23 protein-coding genes are annotated in these 24065 nt (G+C 70.3%); 18 read left to right on the forward strand and 5 right to left on the reverse strand.

Annotation, left to right across the window (positions count from 1 at the left end):
- The first annotated feature begins 46 nt into the window (after positions 1-46).
- From J5Y10_RS01585 to J5Y10_RS01620, 8 genes are all read left to right on the forward strand, one after another.
- A complete protein-coding gene (locus tag J5Y10_RS01585) occupies positions 47-1159 on the forward strand; it encodes an NAD-dependent epimerase/dehydratase family protein (protein ID WP_209369920.1) in 1113 nt (370 codons plus the stop codon).
- Positions 1156-2238, forward strand: coding sequence for an SDR family NAD(P)-dependent oxidoreductase (locus J5Y10_RS01590; protein WP_209369921.1), 1083 nt, complete (start codon positions 1156-1158; stop codon positions 2236-2238). Before J5Y10_RS01585 ends, J5Y10_RS01590 begins: the two co-directional genes overlap by 4 nt.
- The gene (locus J5Y10_RS01595; RefSeq protein ID WP_245214233.1) at positions 2238-3347 is read left to right on the forward strand and encodes a glycosyltransferase; all 1110 of its coding nucleotides are present in this window, start codon (positions 2238-2240) and stop codon (positions 3345-3347) included. Before J5Y10_RS01590 ends, J5Y10_RS01595 begins: the two co-directional genes overlap by 1 nt.
- On the forward strand, positions 3344-4459 hold the full coding sequence (locus tag J5Y10_RS01600) for a CgeB family protein (protein WP_209369922.1): 1116 nt from the start codon (positions 3344-3346) through the stop codon (positions 4457-4459). Before J5Y10_RS01595 ends, J5Y10_RS01600 begins: the two co-directional genes overlap by 4 nt.
- Positions 4456-5226: a TIGR04290 family methyltransferase gene (locus J5Y10_RS01605; RefSeq protein WP_342452803.1), complete on the forward strand. Its 771-nt coding sequence runs from the start codon at positions 4456-4458 to the stop codon at positions 5224-5226. Before J5Y10_RS01600 ends, J5Y10_RS01605 begins: the two co-directional genes overlap by 4 nt.
- Positions 5223-6131, forward strand: coding sequence for a glycoside hydrolase 5 family protein (locus tag J5Y10_RS01610; protein WP_209369923.1), 909 nt, complete (start codon positions 5223-5225; stop codon positions 6129-6131). The genes J5Y10_RS01605 and J5Y10_RS01610 overlap by 4 nt, the downstream gene beginning before the upstream one ends.
- Before the next feature lie 95 nt (positions 6132-6226).
- Entirely contained in the window at positions 6227-7195 is a 969-nt protein-coding gene (locus tag J5Y10_RS01615) for an MDR/zinc-dependent alcohol dehydrogenase-like family protein (RefSeq protein WP_209369924.1), read from the forward strand.
- Positions 7192-8178, forward strand: a complete 987-nt coding sequence (locus tag J5Y10_RS01620; protein WP_209369925.1) for a Gfo/Idh/MocA family protein — start codon at positions 7192-7194, stop codon at positions 8176-8178. Before J5Y10_RS01615 ends, J5Y10_RS01620 begins: the two co-directional genes overlap by 4 nt.
- Here J5Y10_RS01620 and J5Y10_RS01625 read toward each other — a convergent pair.
- The 3 genes from J5Y10_RS01625 to J5Y10_RS01635 all read right to left on the reverse strand — a co-directional run bounded on the left by J5Y10_RS01625 (position 8175) and on the right by J5Y10_RS01635 (position 10623).
- Positions 8175-9314 (reverse strand): extracellular catalytic domain type 1 short-chain-length polyhydroxyalkanoate depolymerase, encoded by a 1140-nt coding sequence (locus tag J5Y10_RS01625; protein ID WP_209369926.1) that lies wholly within the window; start codon positions 9312-9314, stop codon positions 8175-8177. The genes J5Y10_RS01620 and J5Y10_RS01625 overlap by 4 nt on opposite strands.
- Before the next feature lie 121 nt (positions 9315-9435).
- Entirely contained in the window at positions 9436-9627 is a 192-nt protein-coding gene (locus tag J5Y10_RS01630; RefSeq protein ID WP_209369927.1) for a hypothetical protein, read from the reverse strand.
- A gap of 180 nt (positions 9628-9807) precedes the next feature.
- Positions 9808-10623: an IclR family transcriptional regulator gene (locus tag J5Y10_RS01635; protein WP_209369928.1), complete on the reverse strand. Its 816-nt coding sequence runs from the start codon at positions 10621-10623 to the stop codon at positions 9808-9810.
- 177 nt (positions 10624-10800) lie between these two features.
- Here J5Y10_RS01635 and J5Y10_RS01640 point away from each other — a divergent pair, with 177 nt between their 5' ends.
- The 6 genes from J5Y10_RS01640 (at position 10801) to J5Y10_RS01665 (ending at position 18636) form a co-directional block, all read left to right on the forward strand.
- Positions 10801-12450, forward strand: coding sequence for an AMP-binding protein (locus J5Y10_RS01640; protein WP_342452804.1), 1650 nt, complete (start codon positions 10801-10803; stop codon positions 12448-12450).
- The gene (locus J5Y10_RS01645; RefSeq protein ID WP_209369929.1) at positions 12447-13625 is read left to right on the forward strand and encodes an acetyl-CoA C-acyltransferase; all 1179 of its coding nucleotides are present in this window, start codon (positions 12447-12449) and stop codon (positions 13623-13625) included. The genes J5Y10_RS01640 and J5Y10_RS01645 overlap by 4 nt, the downstream gene beginning before the upstream one ends.
- Before the next feature lie 11 nt (positions 13626-13636).
- On the forward strand, positions 13637-14839 hold the full coding sequence (locus tag J5Y10_RS01650) for an acyl-CoA dehydrogenase family protein (RefSeq protein ID WP_209369930.1): 1203 nt from the start codon (positions 13637-13639) through the stop codon (positions 14837-14839).
- A 13-nt stretch (positions 14840-14852) separates the two neighbouring features.
- Positions 14853-15983, forward strand: coding sequence for an acyl-CoA dehydrogenase family protein (locus J5Y10_RS01655; protein ID WP_209369931.1), 1131 nt, complete (start codon positions 14853-14855; stop codon positions 15981-15983).
- A 64-nt stretch (positions 15984-16047) separates the two neighbouring features.
- Positions 16048-17031 (forward strand): Bug family tripartite tricarboxylate transporter substrate binding protein, encoded by a 984-nt coding sequence (locus J5Y10_RS01660; protein WP_209369932.1) that lies wholly within the window; start codon positions 16048-16050, stop codon positions 17029-17031.
- Positions 17032-17127: 96 nt separating this feature from the next.
- Entirely contained in the window at positions 17128-18636 is a 1509-nt protein-coding gene (locus J5Y10_RS01665; RefSeq protein ID WP_209369934.1) for an argininosuccinate lyase, read from the forward strand.
- 34 nt (positions 18637-18670) lie between these two features.
- Here the strand turns inward: J5Y10_RS01665 and J5Y10_RS01670 are convergent, their stop codons facing one another.
- Positions 18671-19663 (reverse strand): Bug family tripartite tricarboxylate transporter substrate binding protein, encoded by a 993-nt coding sequence (locus J5Y10_RS01670; protein WP_209369936.1) that lies wholly within the window; start codon positions 19661-19663, stop codon positions 18671-18673.
- 209 nt (positions 19664-19872) lie between these two features.
- On the opposite strand from J5Y10_RS01670, the gene J5Y10_RS01675 reads away from it, so the two are divergent.
- From J5Y10_RS01675 to J5Y10_RS01690, 4 genes are read left to right on the forward strand one after another with little or no spacing between them, the layout of a single operon-like run.
- Positions 19873-20382 carry a VOC family protein gene (locus tag J5Y10_RS01675; RefSeq protein ID WP_209369937.1) on the forward strand — a complete coding sequence of 170 codons (510 nt, stop codon included), beginning with the start codon at positions 19873-19875 and terminating at the stop codon, positions 20380-20382.
- An 11-nt stretch (positions 20383-20393) separates the two neighbouring features.
- Entirely contained in the window at positions 20394-21356 is a 963-nt protein-coding gene (locus J5Y10_RS01680) for an ABC transporter substrate-binding protein (protein WP_209369939.1), read from the forward strand.
- Between the two features lie 9 nt (positions 21357-21365).
- Positions 21366-22154, forward strand: coding sequence for an ABC transporter ATP-binding protein (locus J5Y10_RS01685; protein ID WP_209369941.1), 789 nt, complete (start codon positions 21366-21368; stop codon positions 22152-22154).
- Positions 22154-22903: an ABC transporter permease gene (locus J5Y10_RS01690; RefSeq protein WP_209369943.1), complete on the forward strand. Its 750-nt coding sequence runs from the start codon at positions 22154-22156 to the stop codon at positions 22901-22903. Before J5Y10_RS01685 ends, J5Y10_RS01690 begins: the two co-directional genes overlap by 1 nt.
- Positions 22904-22907: 4 nt before the next feature.
- On the opposite strand, the gene J5Y10_RS01695 is transcribed toward J5Y10_RS01690, so the two are convergent.
- Positions 22908-24005 carry a hypothetical protein gene (locus tag J5Y10_RS01695; protein WP_209369945.1) on the reverse strand — a complete coding sequence of 366 codons (1098 nt, stop codon included), beginning with the start codon at positions 24003-24005 and terminating at the stop codon, positions 22908-22910.
- Between the last annotated feature and the right edge of the window lie 60 nt (positions 24006-24065).

Consider the following 24065-nt stretch of genomic DNA (forward strand, 5'->3'; position numbering starts at 1 on the left):
TGCCCGTTCCGCGCCGCCGCGCGGCATCCAGCCGGAGGATGAGGGCTTGGCGGAATCGATCCTGATCACCGGCGGTGCGGGCTTTATCGGCCGTTACGTGTCGCGCGCACTGCTGGACCGCGGCGACCATGTCCGCATCCTCGACAGCTTCATTGAGCAGGTCCATGCGGATCGCGGCGCGGACGGGCTGGATTCCGAGGTTGAGGTGGTGCGCGGCGACGTGCGCGACCCCGAGGCCGTGACCCGCGCGCTGAAGGGCGTGGACAAGGTTGTCCACCTGGCGGCCGAGGTCGGCGTCGGGCAGAGCATGTACGCGATCGACCGCTACGTCTCCGTCAACGACCACGGCACGGCGGTGCTGTTTCAGCAGCTCATCGACAATCCGGTGAAGCGGTTCGTCGTCGCTTCCTCCATGTCCGTCTATGGCGAGGGGCTCTATCGCGACGCCGACGGCAAGCTGGTGGAGGACGCGGTGCGCCGCCCCCGCAGCGGCCCGGACGCGCCCTGGGATCCGACGGACGAGAAGGGCCGGCCCATGTCGCCGGTTCCGACGCCGGAGTGGAAGCGCACGAACCTCGCTTCCGTCTACGCCATCAGCAAGTACGTGCAGGAGCGGCTGACGCTGACCGTGGCCCCCACTTATGGGATGGAGGGCGTCGCGCTGCGGCTGTGGAACGTGTACGGGGCCGGGCAGGCGCTTTCGAACCCTTATACCGGCGTGCTCGCGATTTTCGCGGCGCGGCTGCAGAACGACCAGCCGCCGATGATCTTCGAGGACGGGTTGCAGCGCCGCGACTTCGTTCACGTGCAGGACGTGGCGCGGGCCTTCCTCCTCGCGCTCGACCGGCCGGAGGCGGCGGGCGAGGTCTACAACATCGGCAGCGGCGTGGACCGCACGGTGCAGGACGTGGCGGCGGACCTGGCGCGCGCCATGGGCAAGAACATCGCCCCGGAGATCGCCGGCAAGACCCGCGCCGGCGACATCCGGCACAATATCCCCGACATCACCAAGGCCCGGCAGGAGCTGGGCTACGAGACGCAGCACCTGGACTTCACCTCCGACCTCGTCGAGCTGGCCGAGTGGGTGGCCCGCCAGCAGGCGCAGGACCGCGTGAGCCAGGCGCGGAACGAGCTGGAGTTGCGGGGGCTGGTGGCGTGAGCGGGGCGGCGGCTCCGTCCTCTCCGGCTATCAACGCCGCGCGGCCGGTCCTCGTCACCGGTGGCGCGGGCTTCATCGGTTCCAACCTCGCGGACCGGCTTGCCTCCGAAGGCCATGACGTCCTGGTCTATGACGCGCTCTCCCGCCCCGGAGTGGAGACGAACCTCGCCTGGTTGAAGGAGCGCCATCCCCGCCGTGTCTCCTCCGTGGTGGCGGATGTCCGGGATTCGGCGGCGCTGGCGGCGGCGGCGGGGCAGGCCTCGGCCGTGTTCCACATGGCGGCGCAGGTGGCGGTCACCACCAGCCTTGTCGATCCGCGCGAGGACTTCGACATCAATCTCGGCGGCACCTTCTCGCTGCTGGATGCGCTTCGGCGGCGCGGCGGAGGGGTTCCGCTGGTCTTCGCCAGCACGAACAAGGTTTATGGTGACCTTGCCGACCTGGAGTTCGTGCTGGAGGACGAGGCCTACGTTCCCGCCGATCCCGGCGTGCGCGCCAACGGCATCGGCGAGGCCCGCCCGCTGGATTTTCACACGCCCTATGGCTGTTCCAAGGGTGCCGCGGACCAGTATGTATTGGATTTCGGACGTTCCTTCGGCGTGCCCACCGCTGTCCTTCGCATGAGCTGCATCTACGGGCAGCGGCAGATGGGCACGGAGGACCAGGGCTGGGTCGCGCACTTCCTACTCCGCGCGCTTCGGGGCGAGCCGATCAGCATCTACGGCGACGGCTACCAGGTGCGCGACGTGATGGATGTGGGCGACGCGGTGGACGCCTATCTCGCGGCATGGCGGAACATCGGCGCCGTCTCCGGCCGCGCCTTCAACCTCGGTGGCGGGCCATCCAATGCGGTCAGCCTGCGCCAGCTCCTCGCGCATATCGGGGACCTGACGAACCGCAAGGTGGAGACGCACTACTCCGACTGGCGCGCGGGGGACCAGCGCTACTACGTCTCCGACACCGCCCGCGCGGCGCGCGAGCTGGGGCTGCGCCCGGCGCGGCCCTGGCGGGACGGCGTGGCGGCCCTGGCGCAATGGCTCCGGCAGGAGCGCGTGGCGCCGGAGCCCGCCAGCGCGTGATGGCGCTGCCGAAGGGCATGCGGCTGCTGATGACGGCGGATGCCGCGGGCGGCGTCTGGACCTATGCGCTCGATCTGGCGGAGGGACTGGCGGCGGAGGGTGTGGCGGTGGTGCTGGCGGTCCTCGGGCCGGATCCCAGGCCGGCACAGGTGGCCCGCGCCGAGGCCGTGCCGGGCCTGGAGCTTCGGATCACCGGCCTTCCGCTGGACTGGCTGGCGGCCTCCGCGCGAGAGGTGCTGGACGCCGGTGTGGCGATCGCCGCCCTGGCGCGTGCGGAGGGGGCGGACCTCGTCCATCTCAACAGTCCCGCCCATGCGGCCGGGGCGGCCTTTCCCGTGCCGGTGGTGGCCGTTTCGCATTCCTGCGTCGCCACCTGGTGGGACGCGGTGCGCGGCGGGGATCTGCCGGAGGACTTTGCCTGGCGGACCGATCTGGTGCGGCGGGGGATGCTGAACGCCCGCGCGCTGGTGGTGCCCAGCGGCGCCTTTGCCGATGCGACCGCACGCCAGTACGGATTGCCGCGGCCGCCGTCCGCCGTCCACAACGGCCGGCGCGCCGCGCCTTCCGTGCCGCCGGCGGCGGACGCGCCGCCGCTCTTCGCCATCACCGCCGGGCGCCTCTGGGACGAGGGGAAGAACCTTGCCGCGCTGGACCGCGCCGCTGCCCGGCTCGACCTGCCCGTGCTGGCTGCCGGCGATCTGGCCGGCCCGAACGGCGCGCGGGTGGAGGCGCGGCACCTTCGCGCGCTCGGGCAGCTGGGCGGGGCGGCGCTGGCCGGACTGCTGGCCTGCCGGCCCATCTACGTCTCCCTGGCCCTTTACGAGCCGTTCGGCCTTGCCGTGACGGAGGCGGCGCAGGCGGGCTGCGCCCTTGTCCTCTCGGACATCCCGAGTTTCCGGGAGTTGTGGGAGGGCGCGGCCGTCTTCGTGCCTGCGCGGGACGAGGCTGCCGCGGCGGATGCCATCGCGCGGCTGGCGGCGGATCCGGCGGAACGTGCCCGGCTGGGCGCCGCCGCGCGCGATCGTGCGGCGGGCTACACGGCCGAAGCGATGGTGCGGGGCATGCTCGGGGTGTATCGGGGCGTGCTGATGCAGGGGGTCGCCGCTTGAAGTTCGTCTATCTCACCCACTCGCTCGCCTCCTGCTGGAACCACGGCAACGCGCACTTCCTCCGTGGCGTGCTGCGGGAATTGACGCTGCGGGGGCATGAGGTGCTGGCGCTGGAGCCGCAGGGCGCCTGGAGCCTGGAGAACCTGCTGCGCGATCATGGCGAGGCAGGGCTTCAGGCCTATCGCGCCAACTACCCGGAACTGTCCGCCCGGATCTTTGCGTCCGACGCCGAGGCCGAGGAGGCCGTGGCCGACGCCGATGTCGTGATCGTGCATGAGTGGAACGAGCCCGCCCTCGTTGCCGCCATCGGGCGGCTGCGCCGCAACGGGGCGCGCTTCACGCTGCTGTTCCACGACACCCACCACCGCGCCGTTTCCGACCCCGAGGCGATCCGCACCTTCGACCTGGACGGCTATGACGGCGTGCTGGCCTTCGGGGAGACGCTGTCCGAGGTCTATTGGGGCTGGGGCTGGAGCGGCCGTGTCTTCACCTGGCACGAGGCCGCGGATACGCGCCTGTTCCACCCACCGGCGCAGGAAGGCGATCGCGAGGGGCTGGTCTGGATCGGCAACTGGGGCGACGGCGAGCGCAGCGCGGAGCTGGAGAGCTTCCTCTTCCGTCCCGCGCAGCGCGTGGGGCTGCCGCTGGAGATCTACGGCGTGCGCTACCCGGAGGAGGCGATGGCGACGCTGGCCCGCTACGGCGTGGATTACCGGGGCTGGCTGCCGAATGCCCGCGCGCCGGAGATCTTCGCGCGGCACCTCGCCACCGTGCATGTGCCCCGCCGCTTCTACGTACAGATGCTGCCGGGCATCCCCACGATCCGCGTCTTCGAGGCGCTGGCCTGCGGCATCCCGCTGGTGTCCGCGCCCTGGCAGGACTCCGAGGGCCTGTTCCGCCCGGGGCAGGACTACCTGACGGCGAAGGACGAGGAGGAGATGGTGCGGCATCTCGCCGCGTTGCGCGACGATCCCGCGCTGCGCGAATCCCTGGTGAAGAGCGGGCTGGAGACGATCCGTGCCCGCCACAGCTGCGCGCATCGCGTTGACGAGCTGCTGGGCATTCTCGCTCAGCTCGGGGCCGCGCCGCGGCAGATGGGAGATGCGGCGTGAGCGCTGCGGTGACGATGACGCAGGATGAGATCCGGCGCCGCGTGGAAGCGCTGGGCGAGTGGTTCCACGACATGGACCTGGGCGGCGTGCGGACCGCGCCGAACCATTTCCTCTGGGGATATCCCGAGGCCAAGTTCAAGCACTTCTCCCATGTCGTCCCGGCGGACCTGACGGGGAAGTCGGTGCTGGATATCGGCTGCAACGCCGGCTTCTACAGTCTGGAGATGAAGCGGCGCGGCGCGGCGCGCGTGCTGGGGATCGACAGCGACGACCGCTACCTAGCGCAGGCGCGGCTGGCTTCCGAGGTGACGGGGCTGGAGGCGGAGTTCCGCAACCTTTCCGTCTATGAGGTCGGCGCGCTGGGCGAGCGCTTCGACCTCGTGATCTTCATGGGCGTGCTCTATCACCTGCGGCATCCGCTGCTGGCGCTGGACCTGATCCACGAGCACGTGGCGAAGGACCTGCTCCTGTTCCAGTCCATGCAGCGCGGGGCGACGGAAGCGATGACGCCGGAGGGCGACTACCCGTTCACCGAGACGGCCCATTTCGACGAGCCGGCCTATCCGAAGCTGCACTTCATCGAGCACCGCTACTCCAACGATCCGACCAACTGGTGGGCGCCGAACGCGGCGGCGGCGGAGGCGATGCTGCGCTCCGCCGGCTTCGCGATCCTCGAGCACCCGGAGCAGGAGGTCTATCTCTGTCGTCGCGTCGAGGCCCCCTGGGGTGCCGGGGCGGCCTATCCGGTGAAGGGACCGCGCGCATGATCGAAGCCGCGATGATCTGGAACGAGCCGAACAACAAGTCCCACTGGGACCCGGAGATCGATCCGGGCTGGGAGAAGTTCGGGCACATGGTGAAGCTGGCCGGCCGCGCCATCAAGGAGGCGAACCCCGCCATCCCGCGCGTGCTCGGCGGCATCTCGCCCATCGATCCCACTTTCATCCAGAACATGGCCCAGCGCGGGGCGATGGATGAGATCGACGTGGTGGCCGTGCACGGCTTCCCGCTGGACTGGAACCTCTGGAAGATCGACGAGTGGCCGGCGAAGATCGACGAGATCCGCACCGTCACGGACAAGCCGATCTGGGTGAGTGAGGTCGGCATCTCCACCTTCGGGGCGGAGGAGGTGCAGGTCTTCGGGCTGAACCGCACGGCGGAGCTGCTGATCGGCAAGGCGCCGCGCATCCACTGGTACAGCCTCTACGACCTGCCGCAGGCCTGGGGCGCCACCACGCGCCACCGGGAGGCGGAGGGATCCTCCTACTACCGCCACTTCTACATGGGGCTGCTGCGCGAGGACGGCTCGCCCAAGCCCTCCATCGAGCACTTCGCCAAGCACGCGCCGGCCATGGGCCTGTGCCAGTGGTTCCACTACGAGGACCACCGGCTGTACGACGCGGTGGCGTGGATGAAGCGCCTCGGCGTCACCTATCTCCGCACCGGCCTGTCCTGGGCGGACAGCTTCCGGCCGAACGCGCTGGACTGGTTCGACCGGCAGATGGAGGCGCTGGCGGATTTCGACGTCACCGTCACCTTCTGCTTCACGCCGGAGCACCGCGGCATCGCCCCGCACCACACCAGCCCGCCGCAGGTGCCGGAGGAGTTCGCGGAGTTCTGCGCCTCCATGATCCGGCGCTATGCCCCGGCGAAGGCCAGCGTCGCGGCCTGAGACAAGGCCGGGGAGAAGGAATTCTCCCCGGACCCCTCATCTCTTTCTTCAAGGCTGCCGCGGGCGGGCTGCCCGGGTGCGCCAGGATTATCCCGATGAGCGAGACGATGCGCGCGGCGGTCCTTACCGGCCCCGGTCAGGTTGAGGTGCAGCAGGTCGCCCGGCCGCAGCCCGGCCCCGGGCAGGTGCGGCTGAGGCTGGAGGGCTGCGGCGTCTGCGCCTCCAACCTCACCCCCTGGTCCGGCCCGGACTGGATGAAGTTCCCGACCGAGCCCGGCGACCTCGGCCATGAGGCCTGGGGCACGGTGGATGCGGTGGGGGAGGGGGTTCAGGGCCTCTCCATTGGGCAGCGGGTCGCGGCGCTGACCTATCGCGGCTATGCGGAGTACGACATCGCCGATGCGGCGAATATCGTGCCGTTGCCGGAGGGACTGTCCGGGCAGCCTTTCCCGGGCGAGCCGCTGGGCTGCGCGATGAACATCTTTCGCCGCAGCGGGATCGAGGCGGGGCAGACGGTCGCCATCATCGGCATTGGCTTCCTCGGCGCCATCCTCACGCGGCTGGCGACAAATGCCGGCGCCCGCGTCATCGCCATCTCCCGCCGCCCCTTCTCGCTGGACCTCGCGCGCGACATGGGCGCGGCCGAGACTATCCCCATGGAGGACCACAACGGAATCATCGCCCGCGTGAAGGAGCTGACGGGCGGCAGCTTCTGCGACGTGGTGATCGAGGCCGTGGGCAAGCAGTGGCCGCTCGATCTGGCGGCGGAGCTCTGCAAGGAGCGTGGGCGGCTGATTGTGGCGGGCTACCATCAGGACGGGCCGCGGCAGGTGAACATGTGGCTGTGGAACTGGCGCGGGCTGGACGTGATCAACGCGCATGAGCGCGATCCGAAGGTCTATGTGCAGGGCATCCGGGATGCGGTGGCCGCGATCGGGGCCGGGGCCTTCAATCCCGCGCCGCTCTTCACCCACGATTACCCGTTGGAGCGCCTGGACGCCGCGCTGAACGACACGCGCGACCGGCCGGACGGCTTCCTCAAGGCCGTGGTGCGCTTCGCATGAACAAGCCGCGTCTCGGCTTCCTCGGCGTCGGCTGGATCGGCCGGCACCGGATGGGCGCCATCCTCGCGACCGGTGCCGTCGAAGCGGTCGCCATCGCCGATCCCTCGCCGGAGATGGCGGCGGAGGCCGCGAAGCTGGCCCCGGACGCGAAGCTCGTCTCCGGACTGGAGGAGATGCTGGCGCTCGGGCTGGACGGCATCGTGATCGCCAGCCCCAGTGCCCTGCATGCGGCGCAGACGATCCAGGCCCTTCAGGCCGGCGTGGCGGTGTTCTGCCAGAAGCCCCTGGGACGCACGGCGGAGGAAGTTCGCGCGGCGGTGGATGCGTCGCGGGCCGCGAACAGGCTTCTCGGCGTCGATCTGTCCTATCGCTACACGGAGGGAATGCGCCGGATCCGTGATCTGGCCGCGGGCGGGGAACTCGGCCGCATCTATGCCGCCGATCTTGTCTTTCACAACGCCTACGGCCCGGACAAGCCGTGGTTCCGTGATCCGAAGCTCTCGGGCGGCGGCTGCGTGATGGATCTCGGCGTCCATCTCGTGGACCTGGCGCTCTGGCTGCTGGATTTCCCGAAGGTGACGTCCGTCTCCGGCGCCCTCTTCTCCGGCGGCGAGCCGCTGGCAGGGCGCACGGACCGGGTTGAAGACTATGCGGTTGCCACCATTGGGCTGGAAACGGGCGCCGTGCTGCGGCTGGCCTGCTCCTGGAACCTGCATGCCGGCCAGGATGCGGTGATCGCCGCCGAGTTCCACGGCAGCGGCGGCGGGGCCGCGCTGCGCAACCTCGGCGGCTCCTTCTACGACTTCACTGCGGAACGCTTCCGCGGCACCGCGCGGGAAACGCTGGCCGGCCCGCCGGACGAGTGGGGCGGGCGGGCCGCGGCCGATTGGGCCCGTCGCCTAGCGGCCGGCGAAGGCTTCGACCCGGCCACGGCGGGTCTGGTCACCGTGGCCGAGGTGCTGGACGGCATCTACGGACGCTAGAGCAGCCCCGCTGCCTTCAGCGCCCGGTTGATCGTCGCGCCCGGGTCCATGGCACCCATTGCGCCCATGGCACCGGCCATGGAGGGGATGGCGCGGGCGCGTTCCGGTGCCGGCTGGGGGGAAGGCTGCGGGGTAGGCCGTGACGCGGCGGGAACGGCGCGCTCCTCCTCCAGCCCCCAGAAGGCCAGGGCGCCGTGGGTGGAGGAGACGCCGACATCCAGCAGGTAGGCGCCGGCCTCGCCGCACATCCCGTCGCCCTCGCCCGGGCTCAGCGGAACGCCGTGCGCCATGCCGGCGATCCGGTGCAGCTCCACGCGGGCCATCCCGTCCGGCCCGGTCCAGCGGCGTCGCAGGTGCCCGCCATTCCGCTGCTCGACCGCCGGCGCATCCGCCAGGCCGTGCAGGAACAGCCACTGCTTCGCGCTTTCCTCGGCATTGTCGGGGTTCACGGTGTGGTCCGCATCGCCATGCCAGATGGAGATGCGCGGCCAGGGCCCCTTGTGCCCGCCGCTGGCCATCCGCACCGACCCACCGCGGGAAGCGGCGGAGAGGGATTGCGGGCGTGCCATGGCCTGCAGCGCCTCCGACACGCCCACGGCACTGCCGGCGGGCAGGCCGGCGATGATCGCACCGCCCGCGAAAACCTCGGGATAGGCCGCGAGCATCGAGGCGGTCATGGCACCCCCGGCGGAGAGCCCGGTGATGAAGATGCGGCGGGGGTCCAGGTTCTCCGTGCGCACGAGATGGTCGATGGCCTGGCGGATGGAGAGCACCTCGCCCGCATCCCGCGCCGTATCGCCCGCTTCGAACCAGTTGAAGCAGAGACTGGCGTTGTTGGCCCGCTGCTGCTCCGGCATCAGCAGCGCGAAACCCAGCCGGTCCGCCATCGCCGACCAGCCGCATCCGCGGTCGTAGCCGCCGGCGTTCTGGGTGCAGCCGTGAAGGGCCACCACCAAGGGCGCTCCGGCGGGCAGACCCTCCGGCAGGTGCGCCAGCATCCGCAGGGCGCCAGGGTTGGATCCGAAGCCCGACACCTCCTGCAGGGTGCCGTCACCGCCCGATGCGCCCGCGCCGGCCGCCCGCCGACGCCCGTTCTGCCAGCGGACCAGTGCCGCAAGATCCAGGCGATTATTCATGGGGGCCTACCTCTCCGAACCGTCCAGCCCTGGCAGAGGTGGCTGCGATGCTGCGGTGCAGCATCAGAGATTGGATCGAGGAGGCCCTAATAAAAGGCCGCCCGTGCGGGCGGCCAAAGGTTCAGCGGCGGGACTTGCCGCGGGCGATCTCGCGCTCGATCGCGCTCCGCTCGGGGGAGGGCAGATTGCGGGCGATCTCCCGGACGATGGCCTGCGAAACCCGGTGCCGCTTCGCCAGGTAGGCGATGGTCTCCTCGAGTTCCTCGGTCTCTGCCTGGGTGGGAGCGACTGTCTTGGGCTTGCTCTGCGACATGGCGATGTTCCGCGATCGGGCGCGGCCCGACAGGGCCGTGCGGACGCCGCCCGCACGGAGGCGCAGGCGGATCAAGCATCGAGGGAAGCCGGGCGAAAGCCTCCACGCTCGGGGGCGCGGAAAAGCAGGCGGAGGCTGACGAGGTTGACGTGCTCCAGATGGTGCTTCGGGCCCCCCGCGTCAATCCGCCCGGCTGCTGCCCCCGCCCGCCAGGGACTCCACCCGCCGCGCCACGGCTGCCACGCGCGGGCCGATTTCCGCCAGCAGCCGCTCCGGCGGCAGCATGAAGGCCGGGGCGCCGCAGTTCATGGCGAGGATGGTGCCGTCCGGCAGGGGGATGGCGGCGCCGGCCGCGTGCACGCGCGCGTTCCAGTCGCCGGGCGAGAGCGCGAAGCCCTGGGCGGCGTGCATCGCCGCGGCCTCGTGCAGCCCTTCGCGGATGCGCGGCCAGTCGGCGCCCAGCCGCGGTTCCAGCGCCGCCTCGATCTCCGCGCGCTCCGCCTCGCCCGCCGCCGCGTAGTAGGCGCGGCCCATGGCGGTGACGGCCAGGGGGATCCGCGAGCCCAGTTCCAGCTGCAGCGCCACCGCCGTGCGCGGCGAGACGTGCTCCACATAGAGCATGGAGAGCCCGTGCCGCTGGCCGAGGGAGACGGAGGCGTCGGTCTCCTCCGCCAGCCGCCGCATGAGCGGCGCGGCCAGGCGGCGGATGGCCATGTTGGCCAGGGCGAGCTGCCCCAGGGGCACCGCGCCGAGGCCGAGCTGGTACTTTCCGTAGCGCGGCAGGTAGGTGAGGTAGCCCAGCCGGGTGAGGGTATGGGAGAGGCGGGAGACGGTGGCACGGGGCAGCCCCGTGCGCTCCGCCAACTCCTGGTTGCCAAGGATCGGGTCCTCCGCCCGGAAGGCATGGAGGATGTCGAAGCCGCGCGCGATCGCGGCCACGAACTGCCGGTCCCCCGCCGGGTCCTCCGTCGCTTCCGCCGTGCGGCGCTTGCGCATCACCGTTTCCTCATTCCCCGCCGCTTGACCGGGCAGCCGGGCTTCCGATACCTAATCACCAAGGCGGCAGAAGATATTTCCGCATTGCGGAAATAGATAGAGCAAAAGCCAGAGAGGAAAGCGCGGGATGCAGCCGTTCTCCGTGGCAGGAAGGGCAATGTTCGGCAGGGCCGAAGCGTGAGTGCTGTCCGCCCCTGGGAAGCCGCCTATCCGCCGGGCACGCGCTGGGACGCGCCGCTGGAGATCGGCACGCTCGGGGCGCTGCTGGACGGGATGGCCGAGCGCTGGGCGGACCGGCCGGCGCTTGAGTATCGCGGGCAGCGGATCACCTACGCCGCGATGAAGGCCGCTGTGGACCGGCTGGCGGCGGGGCTGCTGCGCTTCGGGATCGAGCCCGGGCAGGCCGTGGGCCTGCTGCTGCCGAACACGCCCTGGCACCCCATCTGTTTCCTGGCGCTGACGCGCATCGGGGCGCGGGTGGTGCATCTCAGCCCGCTCGATGCCCGCCGCGTGCTGCACCACAAGCTGACGGATAGCGGCGCGCGCGTGGTGATCGGCACGGACCTGCCGAACCTGCTGCCGCCGGCGCTGGAGCTGCTGGAATCCGGCGTGGCGGACCGGCTGCTGCTGGGCGAGGACGCCGCATGGGGCGGGGAGGCTGCACCCGGCGATGCGCGCGCCGTCCCGCTCTCCTCCATCAGCGCCGAGCCGCCCACGGCCTGGCCCGCCATCTCGCCCGACGATGTGGCGCTTCTGCAGTACACGGGCGGCACCACAGGCATGCCCAAGGGCGCCATGCTGACCCATGGCAACCTGACCGCGGCCGTCTCCATCTATCGCAACTGGCACGACGCGGACGTGCTGGCGCCCGGCGAGCAGCGGGTGCTGGCCGTGCTGCCGCTGTTCCACATCTATGCGCTGACCTCCGTGCTGCTGCGCCACCTGGCGGATGGGAACGAGGTGCTGCTGCGTCCGCGCTTCGACGCGGAGACGGTGCTGCGCGAGATCGAGATGCTGCGGGTCACCTGCCTGTCCGGCGTGCCGACGATCTGGATCGCGCTGCTGAACCATCCCGGCGCCTCCACCTTCGATCTTTCCTCCCTCCGCGCCTGCGTCTCCGGCGGCGCGCCGCTGCCCTTTGACGTGGCGGCGCGGGTGGAAGCGCTGCTGGGGCGCCCGTTGCGGATCGGCTGGGGGATGACGGAAACCGCCCCGGCCGGCACGCGCGTGCCCGCCTCCGCCACGCCGCGCCCGGGGATCATCGGCGTGCCGCTGCCGGGCGTGGACATGCGGATCGTGGCGCTGGAGGACCCCTCGCGCGAGCTGCAACCCGGCGAGGCGGGGGAGATGGCGATCCGCGGCCCCAACGTCTTCATCGGCTACTGGAACAAGCCGGAGGAGACGGAGGCCGCCTTCGTGGATGGCTGGTTCCTCACAGGTGATATCGGTCGAATGGAGGAGAACGGCATGTTCTTCCTCATGGACCGGCGTAAGAACATGATCATCTCCGGCGGCTTCAACGTGTACCCCGCCGCGGTGGAAGGCGCGATCTACGAGCACCCGGACGTGACGGAGTGCATCGTGATCGGCATCCCCGACGCCTATCGCGGCCAGTCCGCCAAGGCCTTTGTCACCCTGCGCCCCGGCGCCCCGGAGCTCTCCCTGGACATGCTGAAGGCCTTCCTGCGCGACCGGGTGGGGCGGCACGAGATGCCCGTGGCGCTGGAACTTCGCGAGAGCCTTCCCCGCACACCCGCCGGCAAGCTGATGGCCAGCGCCCTCGTCGCTGAGGAGCAGGCCCGACAGGATCAGGAATCCCACGCATGACCGATGCCGTCATCGTCTCCACCGCCCGCACGCCGATCGGCAAGGCGCATCGCGGTGCGTTCAACAACACCCACGGCGCGGAGATGGCATCCCACGCCATGACCGCCGCCATGGACCGCATCGGGCTGGAGCGCGACGCGGTGGAGGAGGTGATCCTCGGCTGCGGCTATCCGGAGGGTGCGACGGGCGGCAACATCGCCCGCCACTCCGCCATCCGCTCCGGCATTCCCGTCTCCTCCTCCGGGCAGACGGTCAGCCGCTTCTGCGCCTCGGGCCTGGAGGCCATCGCCGCGGCGGCCAAGCGCATCATCGTGGACAAGGTGCCGGTGGCGCTGGCGGGCGGGGTGGAATCCATCTCCCTGGTCCAGCCCACGGTGAACCGGAACCACTACCGGAACGCCTGGCTGGAGGTGAACAAGCCCAGCATTTACGACGCGATGATCGACACGGCCGACCTGGTCGCGGAGCGCTACGGCATCTCCCGCCAGGCGCAGGACGAGTTCTCGCTGGAGAGCCAGCGCCGCACCGCCGCCGCCCAGCAGGCCCGCCGCTTCGACGACGAGATCGTGCCGATGACCGCCACCATGAAGGTGACGGACAAGGCCACGGGCGAGACGCGGGAGGAGACGATTACTCTCTCCAAGGATGAGGGGAACCGGCCCGACACCTCCCTGGAGGGGCTGCTGAAGCTGAAGCCGGTGAAGGAAGGCAAGTTCGTTACCGCCGGCAATGCCAGCCAGCTCTCGGACGGCGCCAGCGCTTCCGTGTTGATGTCCGCCGAGGAGGCGGCGCGCCGCGGCCTGGCCCCGCTGGCCATCTTCCGCGGCTACGCCACCGCGGGCTGCGAGCCGGAGGAGATGGGTATTGGCCCCGTCTTCGCCGTACCGCGCCTGCTGCAGCGCCACGGCCTGACGGTGGATGACATCGACCTGTGGGAGCTGAACGAGGCCTTCGCCTCCCAGTCCATCTATTGCCGGGACAAGCTGGGCATCGACTTGGAGAAGGTGAACGTGAATGGCGGCGCCATCTCCGTCGGCCATCCCTTCGGCATGAGCGGCGCGCGGCTGGTGGGCCATGCGGTGCTGGAAGGGCGCCGGCGCGGGGCCAAGTATGCGGTGGTGACGATGTGCGTCGCCGGCGGCCAGGGTGCCGCCGGCCTGATCGAGATCGCGTAGGGAGACCGGAGATGGACCTTCGCTTCACGCCCGAGGAGATCGCGTTCCGCGACGACCTCCGCCGCTTTTTCCGCGAGAAGGTGCCCGCCGAGATCCGCAGGAAGGTCGCGGAAGGGCGGCACCTGGACAAGGAGGACATCATCACCTCCCAGCGCATCCTGAACGCTGCCGGGCTGGCCACGCCGAACTGGCCGGTGGCCTGGGGCGGCAAGGACTGGACGCCCGTCCAGCGCTACATCTTCACCGAGGAGCTGCAGCGCGCCGCCGTGCCGCTGCCGCTGCAGTTCAACGTCTTCATGGTCGGCCCCGTCATCGCCACCTTCGGGTCCGAAGAGCAGAAGCGAAAGTTCCTGCCGGCCACGGCCAACGTCGATATCTGGTGGTGCCAGGGCTTCTCTGAGCCGGGTGCGGGATCCGACCTCGCCTCGCTCCGCACCACGGCGGAGAAGCGGGACGGGAAGTACGTCGTCTCCGGCCAGAAGGCCTGGACCACGCTGGGGCAGCACGCCGACTGGATCTTCTGCCTGGTACGCACGGACAAGAGCGCGAAGAAGCAGAAGGGCATCTCCTTCCTGCTGATCGACATGAAGTCCCCCGGCATCACCGTGCGCCCCGTGATCACCATCGACGGCGCGCACGAGGTGAACGAGGTCTTCTTCGACGAGGTGGAGGTTCCCGAGGAGAACCTGGTCGGCGAGGAGAACAAGGGCTGGGACTACGCCAAGTTCCTGCTGGCGAATGAGCGCACGGGCATCGCCCGCATCGGCCTGTCCAAGCAGCGCCTGGCCCGCGCCAAGCGCCTGGCGCGCGAGACGGAGGCCGGCGGCGGCACCCTGTGGGACGACACGGATTTCCGCCGCCGCGTGGCGGAGATCGAGGTCGGGCTGAAGGCGCTGGAGATTACCCAGATGCGGGTGGTCGCCAACCAGAGCAAGCGCGACGCCGACAAGCCGGACCCTGCCTCCTCCATCCTGAAGATCAAGGGATCGGAGCTGCAGCAGCTGACCACCGAGCTGCTGCTGGAGGTCGCCGGCCCCTACGCCATCCCGGCGCCGGACCATGAGCAGCCGGAGGGCTGGAACGAGCCCGCCGTCTCGCCGGAATGGGCGGACGCGGCGGCGCCGCTCTACTTCAACTACCGCAAGGTCTCGATCTACGGCGGCTCCAACGAGATCCAGCGCAACATCATCGCCAAGGCCTTCCTGGGTCTCTGAGGGGTAGCGGAACGTGGACTTCGACCTGACCGAGGAACAGCGCCTCCTCAAGGAAAGCATCGACCGCTTCGCGGCGGACAATGCGCGCGATCCGGCCGCGCACGGCGGGGCGACCGACCTCTGGCCGCAGCTGGCGGAACTGGGCGTGCTGGCGTTGCCCTTCTCCGAGGAGGATGGCGGCATTGGCGGCGGCCCCGTCGAGACCATGATCGTGATGGAGGCGCTGGGCCGCGGCCTGATCACCGCGCCGTACCTCTCGAGCGTGGTGCTGGGCGGTGGCTTCCTGCGGCTGGGCGGCAATGCCGCGCAGAAGGCGGAGTTCATCCCGCAGGTCGCGGAGGGCTCGCTCAAGATGGCCTTCGCGCAGCTGGAGAAGGGGTCGCGCTACGACCTCTACGACGTCTCCACCACCGCGAAGCGGGATAGCGGCGATTTCGTGCTGGATGGCCGCAAGGGCGTGGTTCTCGGCGGCGACGAGGCGGGCCTGCTGGTGGTCACCGCCCGCACCGCCGGCGGGCGGCGCGACCATGACGGCATCACCCTTTTCCTCGTCGATGCGGAAGCGCCCGGCGTCACCCGCCGCGGCTCGCCCGCGCAGGACGGCACGCGCGTGGCGGAGATCGCTTTCGACGGCGTGCGCTTGCCTGCCGACCGCGTGCTGGGCGAGGTGGATGGCGGGCTTCCGCTGGCCGGCCATGTGGTGGACGTGGCCCTCGCCGCTCTCTGCGCCGACAGCCTTGGCGCGATGGAGGAGCTCCAGCGCCTGACGGTGGACTACCTGAAGACGCGCCAGCAGTTCGGCGTGGCCATCTCCTCCTTCCAGGCCCTGCAGCACCGCGCGGCGGATATGCTGGTGGCGGTGGAGCAGGCGCGTTCCATGGCTGTGTATGCGGCGATGATGGCGGAGGAGACGGACCTCCTCACGCGCCGTCCGGCTATCGCGGCGGCCAAGGCGCAGGTGAACCGCTCCGGCCGGCAGGTCGGGCAGGAGGCGGTGCAGCTGCACGGCGGCATCGCCATGACCTGGGAGTACAAGGCCGGGCACTACTTCAAGCGCCTGACCACCAACGACGTCATCTTCGGCGATACGGACCACCACCTCCGCGCCGTGATGCAGGAAGGCGGGCTGGTGGAGGAGGTCTGAGGACCCCTCCACGCCCCATCACAACGACAGGCCGAACGGCCGGACAGACGGAGAGAACGGATCCATGACCATCACCACCATCCCGCGCCGCGGCGCCCTCATGCTCGGCCTCGGCGCGGGCGTGGCGGCGCTGGCGCGGCCCGCCCTCGCGCAGGCGCGCTTCCCCGACAAGCCCGTCCGCATGATCGTGCCCTGGTCGCCCGGCGGTGCCAGCGACATCCTCATGCGCGCGCTGTCCGAGCAGGCCTCCAAGCGCCTCGGCCAGCCCGTGATCCCCGAGAACCGCTCCGGCGCGGGCGGCATCCTCGGCGCGCAGCTCGTCTCCACCTCGCGGCCGGACGGCTACATCCTCACCCAGACGCCGATCTCCATCTTCCGCTACCCGCAGATGGTCGCGCGCCCGCCTTTCGATCCGATGAAGGACCTGACCTACATCGCGCAGATCACTGGCTACCTTTTCGGCGTGGCGGTGAAGGCGGACGCGCCCTGGAAGGACTTCAAGGAGCTGCTGGCCTACGCCAAGGCCAATCCCGGCAAGATCAACTACGGCACCCCCGGCTCCGGCACCTCGCTGCACATCACCATGGAGCAGATCGCGGCGCAGCAGGGGATCGAGTGGACGCAAGTGCCCTTCCGCGGCGCCTCCGAGAACATGCAGTCGCTGCTGGCCGGCAATACCCAGGTCTGCGCGGAGACGAGCGCCTGGGGAGAGCTGGTTCAGTCCGGCCAGTTCCGTCTTCTCTGCGTTTGGAGCGGCGAGCGGGCCAAGCGCTTCCCGGACGTGCCGACGCTGAAGGAGCTGGGCATCGACATCGTCTCCACCTCTCCCTACGGCGTCGCTGGCCCGGCGGGGATGGAGCCGGCGGTGGTGCAGGCGCTGGAGAGCGCGCTGCGCGAGGCGGCGCAGGACCCTGTGCACACGACGCTGCTGGAGAAGTACGACATGGCACCCGCCTTCCTCGGCAGCGCCGACTACACCGCGGCGGCGCGCAAGCAGTACGAGGAGGACGGAGCGATGATCCGCCGCCTCGGTCTCAAGGCGAGCTGACGGCGCCCACCCCTTCGCGGGCCGGTGCTCGCGAAGGGGGTTTGCAGCCAGGATTTTCGGGAGCAGCCTCCGGCCAAACCGACCCGGGAGGGGATCATGCCCGTCGCGAAATTCTGTGCCGGAGCGCTGCTGATGTGTGCCCTTGCCCTTCCCGCCATGGCCCAGCAGGGACCTCGGCGAGACGACTTCTATTGGCTGGGCGAGATCAACAAGGCCAGCGCCGTCATCAACTCGGAGGAGGGGCTGCTCGACCCCGCCCTCGCGCCGCGCATCGCCGCGGGGCTGGACCAGGTGCTGCGCGCGGGGGATGCGCCCGGCGGCAAGCGCCCCAACCTCGTCATCACCTTCGAGCCGCTGCTGATCGACGCGGCGGGTGTTGAGGCGACGCTGCTGCATGCCGGGCGGTCCAGCCAGGACATGCTCTCCACCGTCCGCGCCGCCATCATCCGGGATGACCTGCTGCGCCTGGCCGAGCAGCTGCGGAAGACCACGGCCACCATGACACGGCTGGCCGAGCGCCATGCCGGAACCATCGTCCCCAACTACACCAACGGCGTTGCCGCCCAGCCCAACAGCTACGGCCACTACCTGCTCGGCCATGTCGCGGGGCTGGAGCGCGACGCGCAGCGCCTGCGCGAGGCCTTCGCGCGGGTGGACCGCTCCCCCATGGGCACCACCGTGCTGAACGGCACGAGCTGGCCGCTGAACCGCGACCGCATGGCGCGCTACCTCGGCTTCCCCGCCACGGTCGACAACGCCTACGACGCCGCCCAGATCAGCGCCGCCGAGATCCCGGTGGAAGTGGGCGCATTGGCGACAAGCATCGCCATCCACGCCGGCGCCTTCGTCGAGGACGTGATGACGCAGTACGCGCAGTCCCGTCCCTGGATCCTGCTGCAGGAAGGCGGGGGCAACACCTACGTCTCCTCCGCCATGCCGCAGAAACGCAACCCCGGCCTGCTGAACGACACGCGGGCCGAGGCGTCCCGCGTCGTGACCCTCGGCATCGGCCGCGCCATCCAGGCCCACAACATCCCGCCTGGCATGAGCGACCCGAAGAGCGTGCGCGACAACACCGCCGTCGTCGCCGGCGCCATCCGCGTGCTGGAGAACTGGGACAGGATCCTCAACGCCATGGTCATCAGCCCCGAGCGCGCGCTGGAGGAGTTGAACAGCGACTGGACGGCATCCCAGGAGGTGGCGGATGTGCTGATGCGGAAGTACCGGCTGCCCTTCCGCGTCGGCCACCACTTCGCGTCCGAGATTGTGGACTACGCGAAGGAGCACGACATCCGGCCGACCGACTTCCCCTATGCGGAGGCGCGGCGGATCTACGCGGACACCCTGCGCGAGATGAAAGTGGAGGGCGGCGAGCTGCCGATGAGCGAGGAGGAGTTCCGCGCCACGCTCGATCCCGTGGCGATCATCCGCAACCGCGCCACCGCCGGCGGCCCGCAGCCCGCGGAGATGACGCGAATGGTGGGGGAGGCGAACCGCGTGCTGGCGCAACAGGACGAGTGGATCAAGGCGCAGCGCGGCCGGATCGACGGCGCGCTGGCCTCGCTCGACGGCGATTTCGGCCGCCTGCTCGCCCGCGCGCGGTAGGACCGGAGAGGGCGCCGCCCCCTCCCGCGGCGCCTCAGTCCACCTTTGCGCCGGAACGGCGCACGATCTCCGCCCAGCGCCCGATATCCTGCTCGTGCACGCGGCGGAAGGCGGCGGGGCTGGGATCGGCCGGCGGGGTAATGCCCTGGTTGTCCGTCAGCCAGGTCACGAAATCCGGCTGGGAGATGATCTTCGCCACCTCCTGCGCCATCCGGGCCTGGATCGGCGCCGGCAGGTTCGGCGGGGCCAGCAGCCCGTACCAGGTGGTGCTCTCGAAGCCCGGCAGTCCGCAGGCCTCCTCCACGGTCGGGACGTTCGGCAAGGCCGGCAGGCGCCTGCGGGTGCTGACGGCCAGCCCGCGCACCTGGCCCTGGCTGATCGCCCCGATGCTTGGCCCGCTCTGGTTGAAGAAGAAGGCCGTCTCCCCGGAGAGGAGGGAGACCATGGCCGGTCCCTGGCCGCGATAGGGCACGTGCAGCGTATCGATCCCCGCTGCGAGCGAGAACTGCACGCCGCCCAGATGCGTGGAGGCGCCGTTGCCGGTGGAGGCATAGGCCAGCGCGCCCGGCTTCGCCTTCGCCGCCGCGATCAGGTCCGGGCAGGTGTTGATGTTCGGGGAGTGCTGCGGGCTGACGAGCAGCACGTTCGGCACGTCGCCCAGCAGCGCGATATGCGTCACGTCCTTCAGCGGATCGAAGGGCAGGTGGCTGTAGAGGCTGGCATTGATCGCGTGCGTGCCCGCCGTGGCGAGCAGGAAGGTGTAGCCATCGGGCCGCGCGCGCGCGACGTACTCGCTGGCGATGTTGCCGCCCGCGCCCGTTCGGTTGTCCACCACCACGGGTACGCCCAGCACCTGGGAGAGGGGTTCGGCAAGCTTGCGGGCGTAGATGTCCACGCCGGAGCCGTTGGGGAAGCCGCCCATGATGGTGATGGGGCGGTTGGGCCAGGGCGCCTCCTGCGCCATGGCAGCCGGCGCAAAGGTCAGGGCCGCCAGGGCAGACAATCGGAGGGCAGTTCTGCGGAGCATGCGGGACCTCTCGGCGCAGTGGATTGCAAATCCGTCATAGGCGATCGCAAGGGGCGTCGGTAGCAGGCCCTGCGGCCTGTCCTGCCCAGGATTGCGCCAGGGGTACGCCCCCTGACCAGGAAAAGGGCGTCTTGCCCCGCCCGGAGGCGGTCTGCGGCCTGGCACGTGGATTGCCCTGATCCGCCCGCACAACGGATGCCGTCCACGGAATGACCGAAGCTCAGGATACGCCCCTCGTCGCCGGCCTGTTCCACATCGCCGTGAAAACGAGCGACCTCTCCGCCACCCTGGCCTTCTACAAGGGCGTGATGGGGCTTGCGGAGGCGAAGCGGCCGGACTTCGGCTATCCCGGCGCCTGGCTGGCCGTGCCCCTGCCTGGCGGGCAGGCTCTCATGCACATCTATGCCGGCGGCCCGGCGCTCGGCCCCTCCGGCACCGCGCCGGTCGGCACGGCGGCGATTGACCACGTCTCCCTGGCCTGCCGCGGTTACCACGGCTTCGTGGCCCGCTTCCGGGAGGCGGGGCTGGACTGGCGGGAGTTCCTGGTGCCCGGCACCACCCTTTGGCAGCTCTTCGTCTACGACCCCTCCGGCGTGCAGCTCGAACTGACCTTCGACGGCGGCACCGAGGCCGGTTCCCCGCCCGACATGTCCGAGAGCCGCCGCTACGTCGCCGGCACCTCCTTCTTCGATCCCGCCACCTACCCGAAGCTGAGCTGAGGACCGCCCGCATGAACCGCCGCTCCCTCCTCGGCGCCGCGCTCGCCACCCCCTTCCTCGCGCGCGGCGCGATGGCGGCGGATACGGTCCGCGTCGCCGTCTTCAACGTCTCCTCGGCGCTGCCCTTCTACGTGGCGCGGGAACGCGGCTTCTTCGCGGAGGCAGGGATCGCGGCGGAAGCCGTGCCCCTTCAGGCCGCGCCGCTGATCGTCCAGGCCATGGTGGCGGGGGATGTGGAGGCCGCCTCCAACCTCGTCACGCTGGAGGGTGCGAACATCAATTCGCGCCGCGCCAACACGGCGATCTACATCCAGCTCGGCGGCCAGAATGATCGGTTCAGGATGGATCAGTTCATCGTCCGCCCCGGCTTCAGCGCCACCAGCATCAAGGAGCTGAAGGGCGCGCGGATCGTCTCCGCCCCCGGCCCGGCCAACATGTCCGCGGCCCGTGCCGTGCTGGCGGCGAACGGGCTGCAGGAGGGGCGGGACTACACGCTGACGGAGCAGCAGATGGGCGTCCATGTCGGCGCCCTGGCCGCCGGCACCTTCGATGCCGCCTATACGCTGGAGCCGCAGGCCACCATCGCGGAGCGCCAGGGAGCCGCGCGGCGGCTGGAGGCCGGGGTGATCGCGAAATACCTCATCGGCCGGCCGGACGCGCAGGCCTTCGCCGCGGGCGGCGCGCTGACCGGCAAGTTCCTGCAGGAAAAGCCTGAGGTAGCGGGGCGCTTCGCCGCCGCCTGGACCAAGGCCTGCGCCACGATCAGGTCGGACGCTTCCGTGCGCGATCTGCTGGTGCCCTTCATGAACACCTCCGCCGAACTGGCACCCACCGTGCCGCTGGTGAACTTCGCCATGGTGAAGGACCTGACCCCGCAGGAGGTGGCGGATTTCCAGACCTTCGTGGACATCGCCGTGCGGCAGGGCGTGGTGCGCAGCGCCATCGACGTGAAGACCTTCCTGCGCGCCCTGTGAGTGGATCGGGTGAACGCGATCTCCCCACGTGAGGCCGCGGTCTCCGTCCGCGGCCTTTCCAAGGCCTATCGTGGCCAGCCCGTCCATGCCGGGCTGGACCTCGACCTGCGCCGCGGCGACATCCTCTCGGTCTTCGGGCCGAATGGCTGCGGCAAGTCCACCCTCATCAACATGATGGCGGGGCTGCTGGAGGCCGATTCCGGCAGCGTGCTGTTCGACGGCCGCACGGTGCGGGAGGCGCGGATCGGCTACGTCTTCCAGAACTACCGGGAGGCGCTGCTGCCCTGGAAGCGCGCCGCGGACAACATTCGCTACCCGCTCCGCCTGCTGGGACAGCCCCGGGCGAAGGTTGAGCAACGGCTTGAGCAGCTGGTCGCCGCCTTCCAGGTGCGCTTCGACCTGCAGCGGTACCCCTACGAACTCTCCGGCGGGCAGCAGCAGCTCGTCTCCGTCATGCGGGCGCTCGCGGTGGAGCCGGAGGTGCTGTTCCTGGACGAGCCCTTCTCCGCGCTGGACTACGAGACGACGCTCTCCTTGCGCGAGCTGCTGGGACGAGTGCTGAAGGAGAACCGCATCACCGCCATGCTCGTGTCCCACGACCTGGAGGAATCCATCGCTCTCTCGGATCGCGTGCTGATGCTCACCCGCCGCCCGGCCAGGATCGTGGACGACGTGCCCGTGCCGCTGCCCTGGCCGCGCGATGCCGCGACCCTGTCCTCCCCGGAGTTCGTGGCGATCAAGAAGCGCTGCCTGGACGTCTTCACCGCCTCCGTTCGCGCCCGGCCGGAGGCGGCGTGATGCGCGGCCTCCTCCCGCCCGTCCTCGGTGCCATCGGCTTCATCCTCGTCTGGCAGCTGGCGGTGATCCTGCGCGTCGCGGACCCGGTCCTGCTGCCATCCCCGGCGGAGACGGCCCGCGATACCTGGGCTTCCCTCGTGAACGGCCCGCTGGCGCATGACGTCGGCCGGACGGTTTGGCGCACCCTGCTCTCCTTCGTCATCGCCTCCGCCATCGGCGTGCCGCTGGGCGTGGCGCTGGGGGCGCGGGAGCGGCTCTACCGCGCCGTGGAGTTCGTGGTGGACTTCTTCCGCTCCACCCCGGCCTCGGCCCTGTTCCCGCTTTTCCTCGTGCTCTTCGGCACGGGGGAGGCGACGAAGATCGCGGTGGCCGCCTTTGGCGCCGCGCTGGTGATCCTGTTCAACGCCGCCTACGGCGTGATGAACGCCCGCCGCACCCGCGTGCTGGCCGCGAAGGTCATGGGCGCCGGCCCCGCCCGCATCCTGTGGGACGTGCTGGTCTGGGAAGCCCTGCCGCAGATCCTGGTGGGGATGCGCCAGGGCGTCTCGCTGGCGCTGGTGATCGTGGTGGTGGCGGAGATGTTCATCGGATCGACGGACGGGATCGGCCAGCGCGTGATCAACGCGCAGATGCTGTTCGAGAGCGGGCTGATGTACGGCGCCATCTTCGTCGCCGGTGCGCTGGGCTATGCGCTGAACCTGCTTTTCCTGCTGGCGGAGAAGCGCTTCGTCCACTGGTCCGGGAAGTAAGGCCTCAGATCCCGCCGTGGCGGGCCAGGTGCGCGGCCAGGGCCGGCACGCGCTCCGCCATCATGATCCGCTGCAGCGGGCTCCGCACCTCGCCCACCTCGATCTGCATGGACGGGTCGATCATCGGCGGGGAGGCCCGGAGCGGGATGAGCTCGAGCCGCAGCAGCGCGATGTAGCACTGGCGGGAGGCGCGCAGCACGTTCTGCAGATCGCCCAGGACCCAGACGTTCTCCATGAGGTTCTGGGCCTGCACGATCGGCTTCACCGCCTCCACCCCGCGGACCAGGGCCGCCCGCGCCTGGTCGGGCTGGCCGAGAAGATGGGCGATCACCCCCTCGGCAAAGGCGCAGATTACCAGGTTCAGCGCGGAGACCTTCGCGTAATGCACGAGATGCGTGTGCCGCGTGGCCATCTCAAAGAAGAGGAGCGCCTGGGGGTAGGATTCGTCGTAGAGCGAGAGGTGCGCGGCCACCGTGGCGAGGGAGACGGTCCAGCGCACATGGCGCCAGTCCACGCGCCGGTCCTCCGCCTCCGCGGCGTGGACGAGGGCCGCGCCCTCCGCCACCGCCGGCCCGGCCTCGCCGAGGAGCCAGGCCACCCGCGCGGTCTCCTGCGGGAGCAGGGAGTCGGGCGGCCTCTCCAGGTAGCGGTGGCTCAGGATCGTCAGGGCGGCCCCGCGCAGCACGAACTCCGTCTCCGGGTGGCGCAGGTAGAAGCCATGCGCCGCCAGTTCCAGCAGGTGCCCGGAGCGGAAGCGGGAGTGGTGGAGCTGGACCTTGTCCAGGAAATCCTCGGGGGCGACCCGCACCGCCTCGAAGAAGGGACCGCTCAGTACCCATTCGGCCGCGCCGGAGAGATCGTGGCCCTCCTCGTCCCAGAGGCCGATGTCGTAGTCCTCGCGTCCCCAGAGCACGGTGACGTCGAGCGTCGCGCGCGCCTGGCTTCCGTCGTCCAGCGGTACGAAGGTCAGTTCACGCCCGCCGAGGGTCAGGGAAAGCCGGCGCCCGGACCATTCCGCCGATGAACGCACGGAGATGAGGAGCGAGAGCGGGCCGCCCCTGTCTTCAGGGGCGGCGTGAACCTCGATTCTGCTGAGCGTCATGGCTGCCCGGGATGTCTCGAACCGTCATGCCCGGAGAGCATCCGGGCGTCAAATGTCGGC

The organism is Roseomonas indoligenes, from assembly GCF_017813365.1.
GTDB lineage: Bacteria > Pseudomonadota > Alphaproteobacteria > Acetobacterales > Acetobacteraceae > Roseomonas > Roseomonas indoligenes.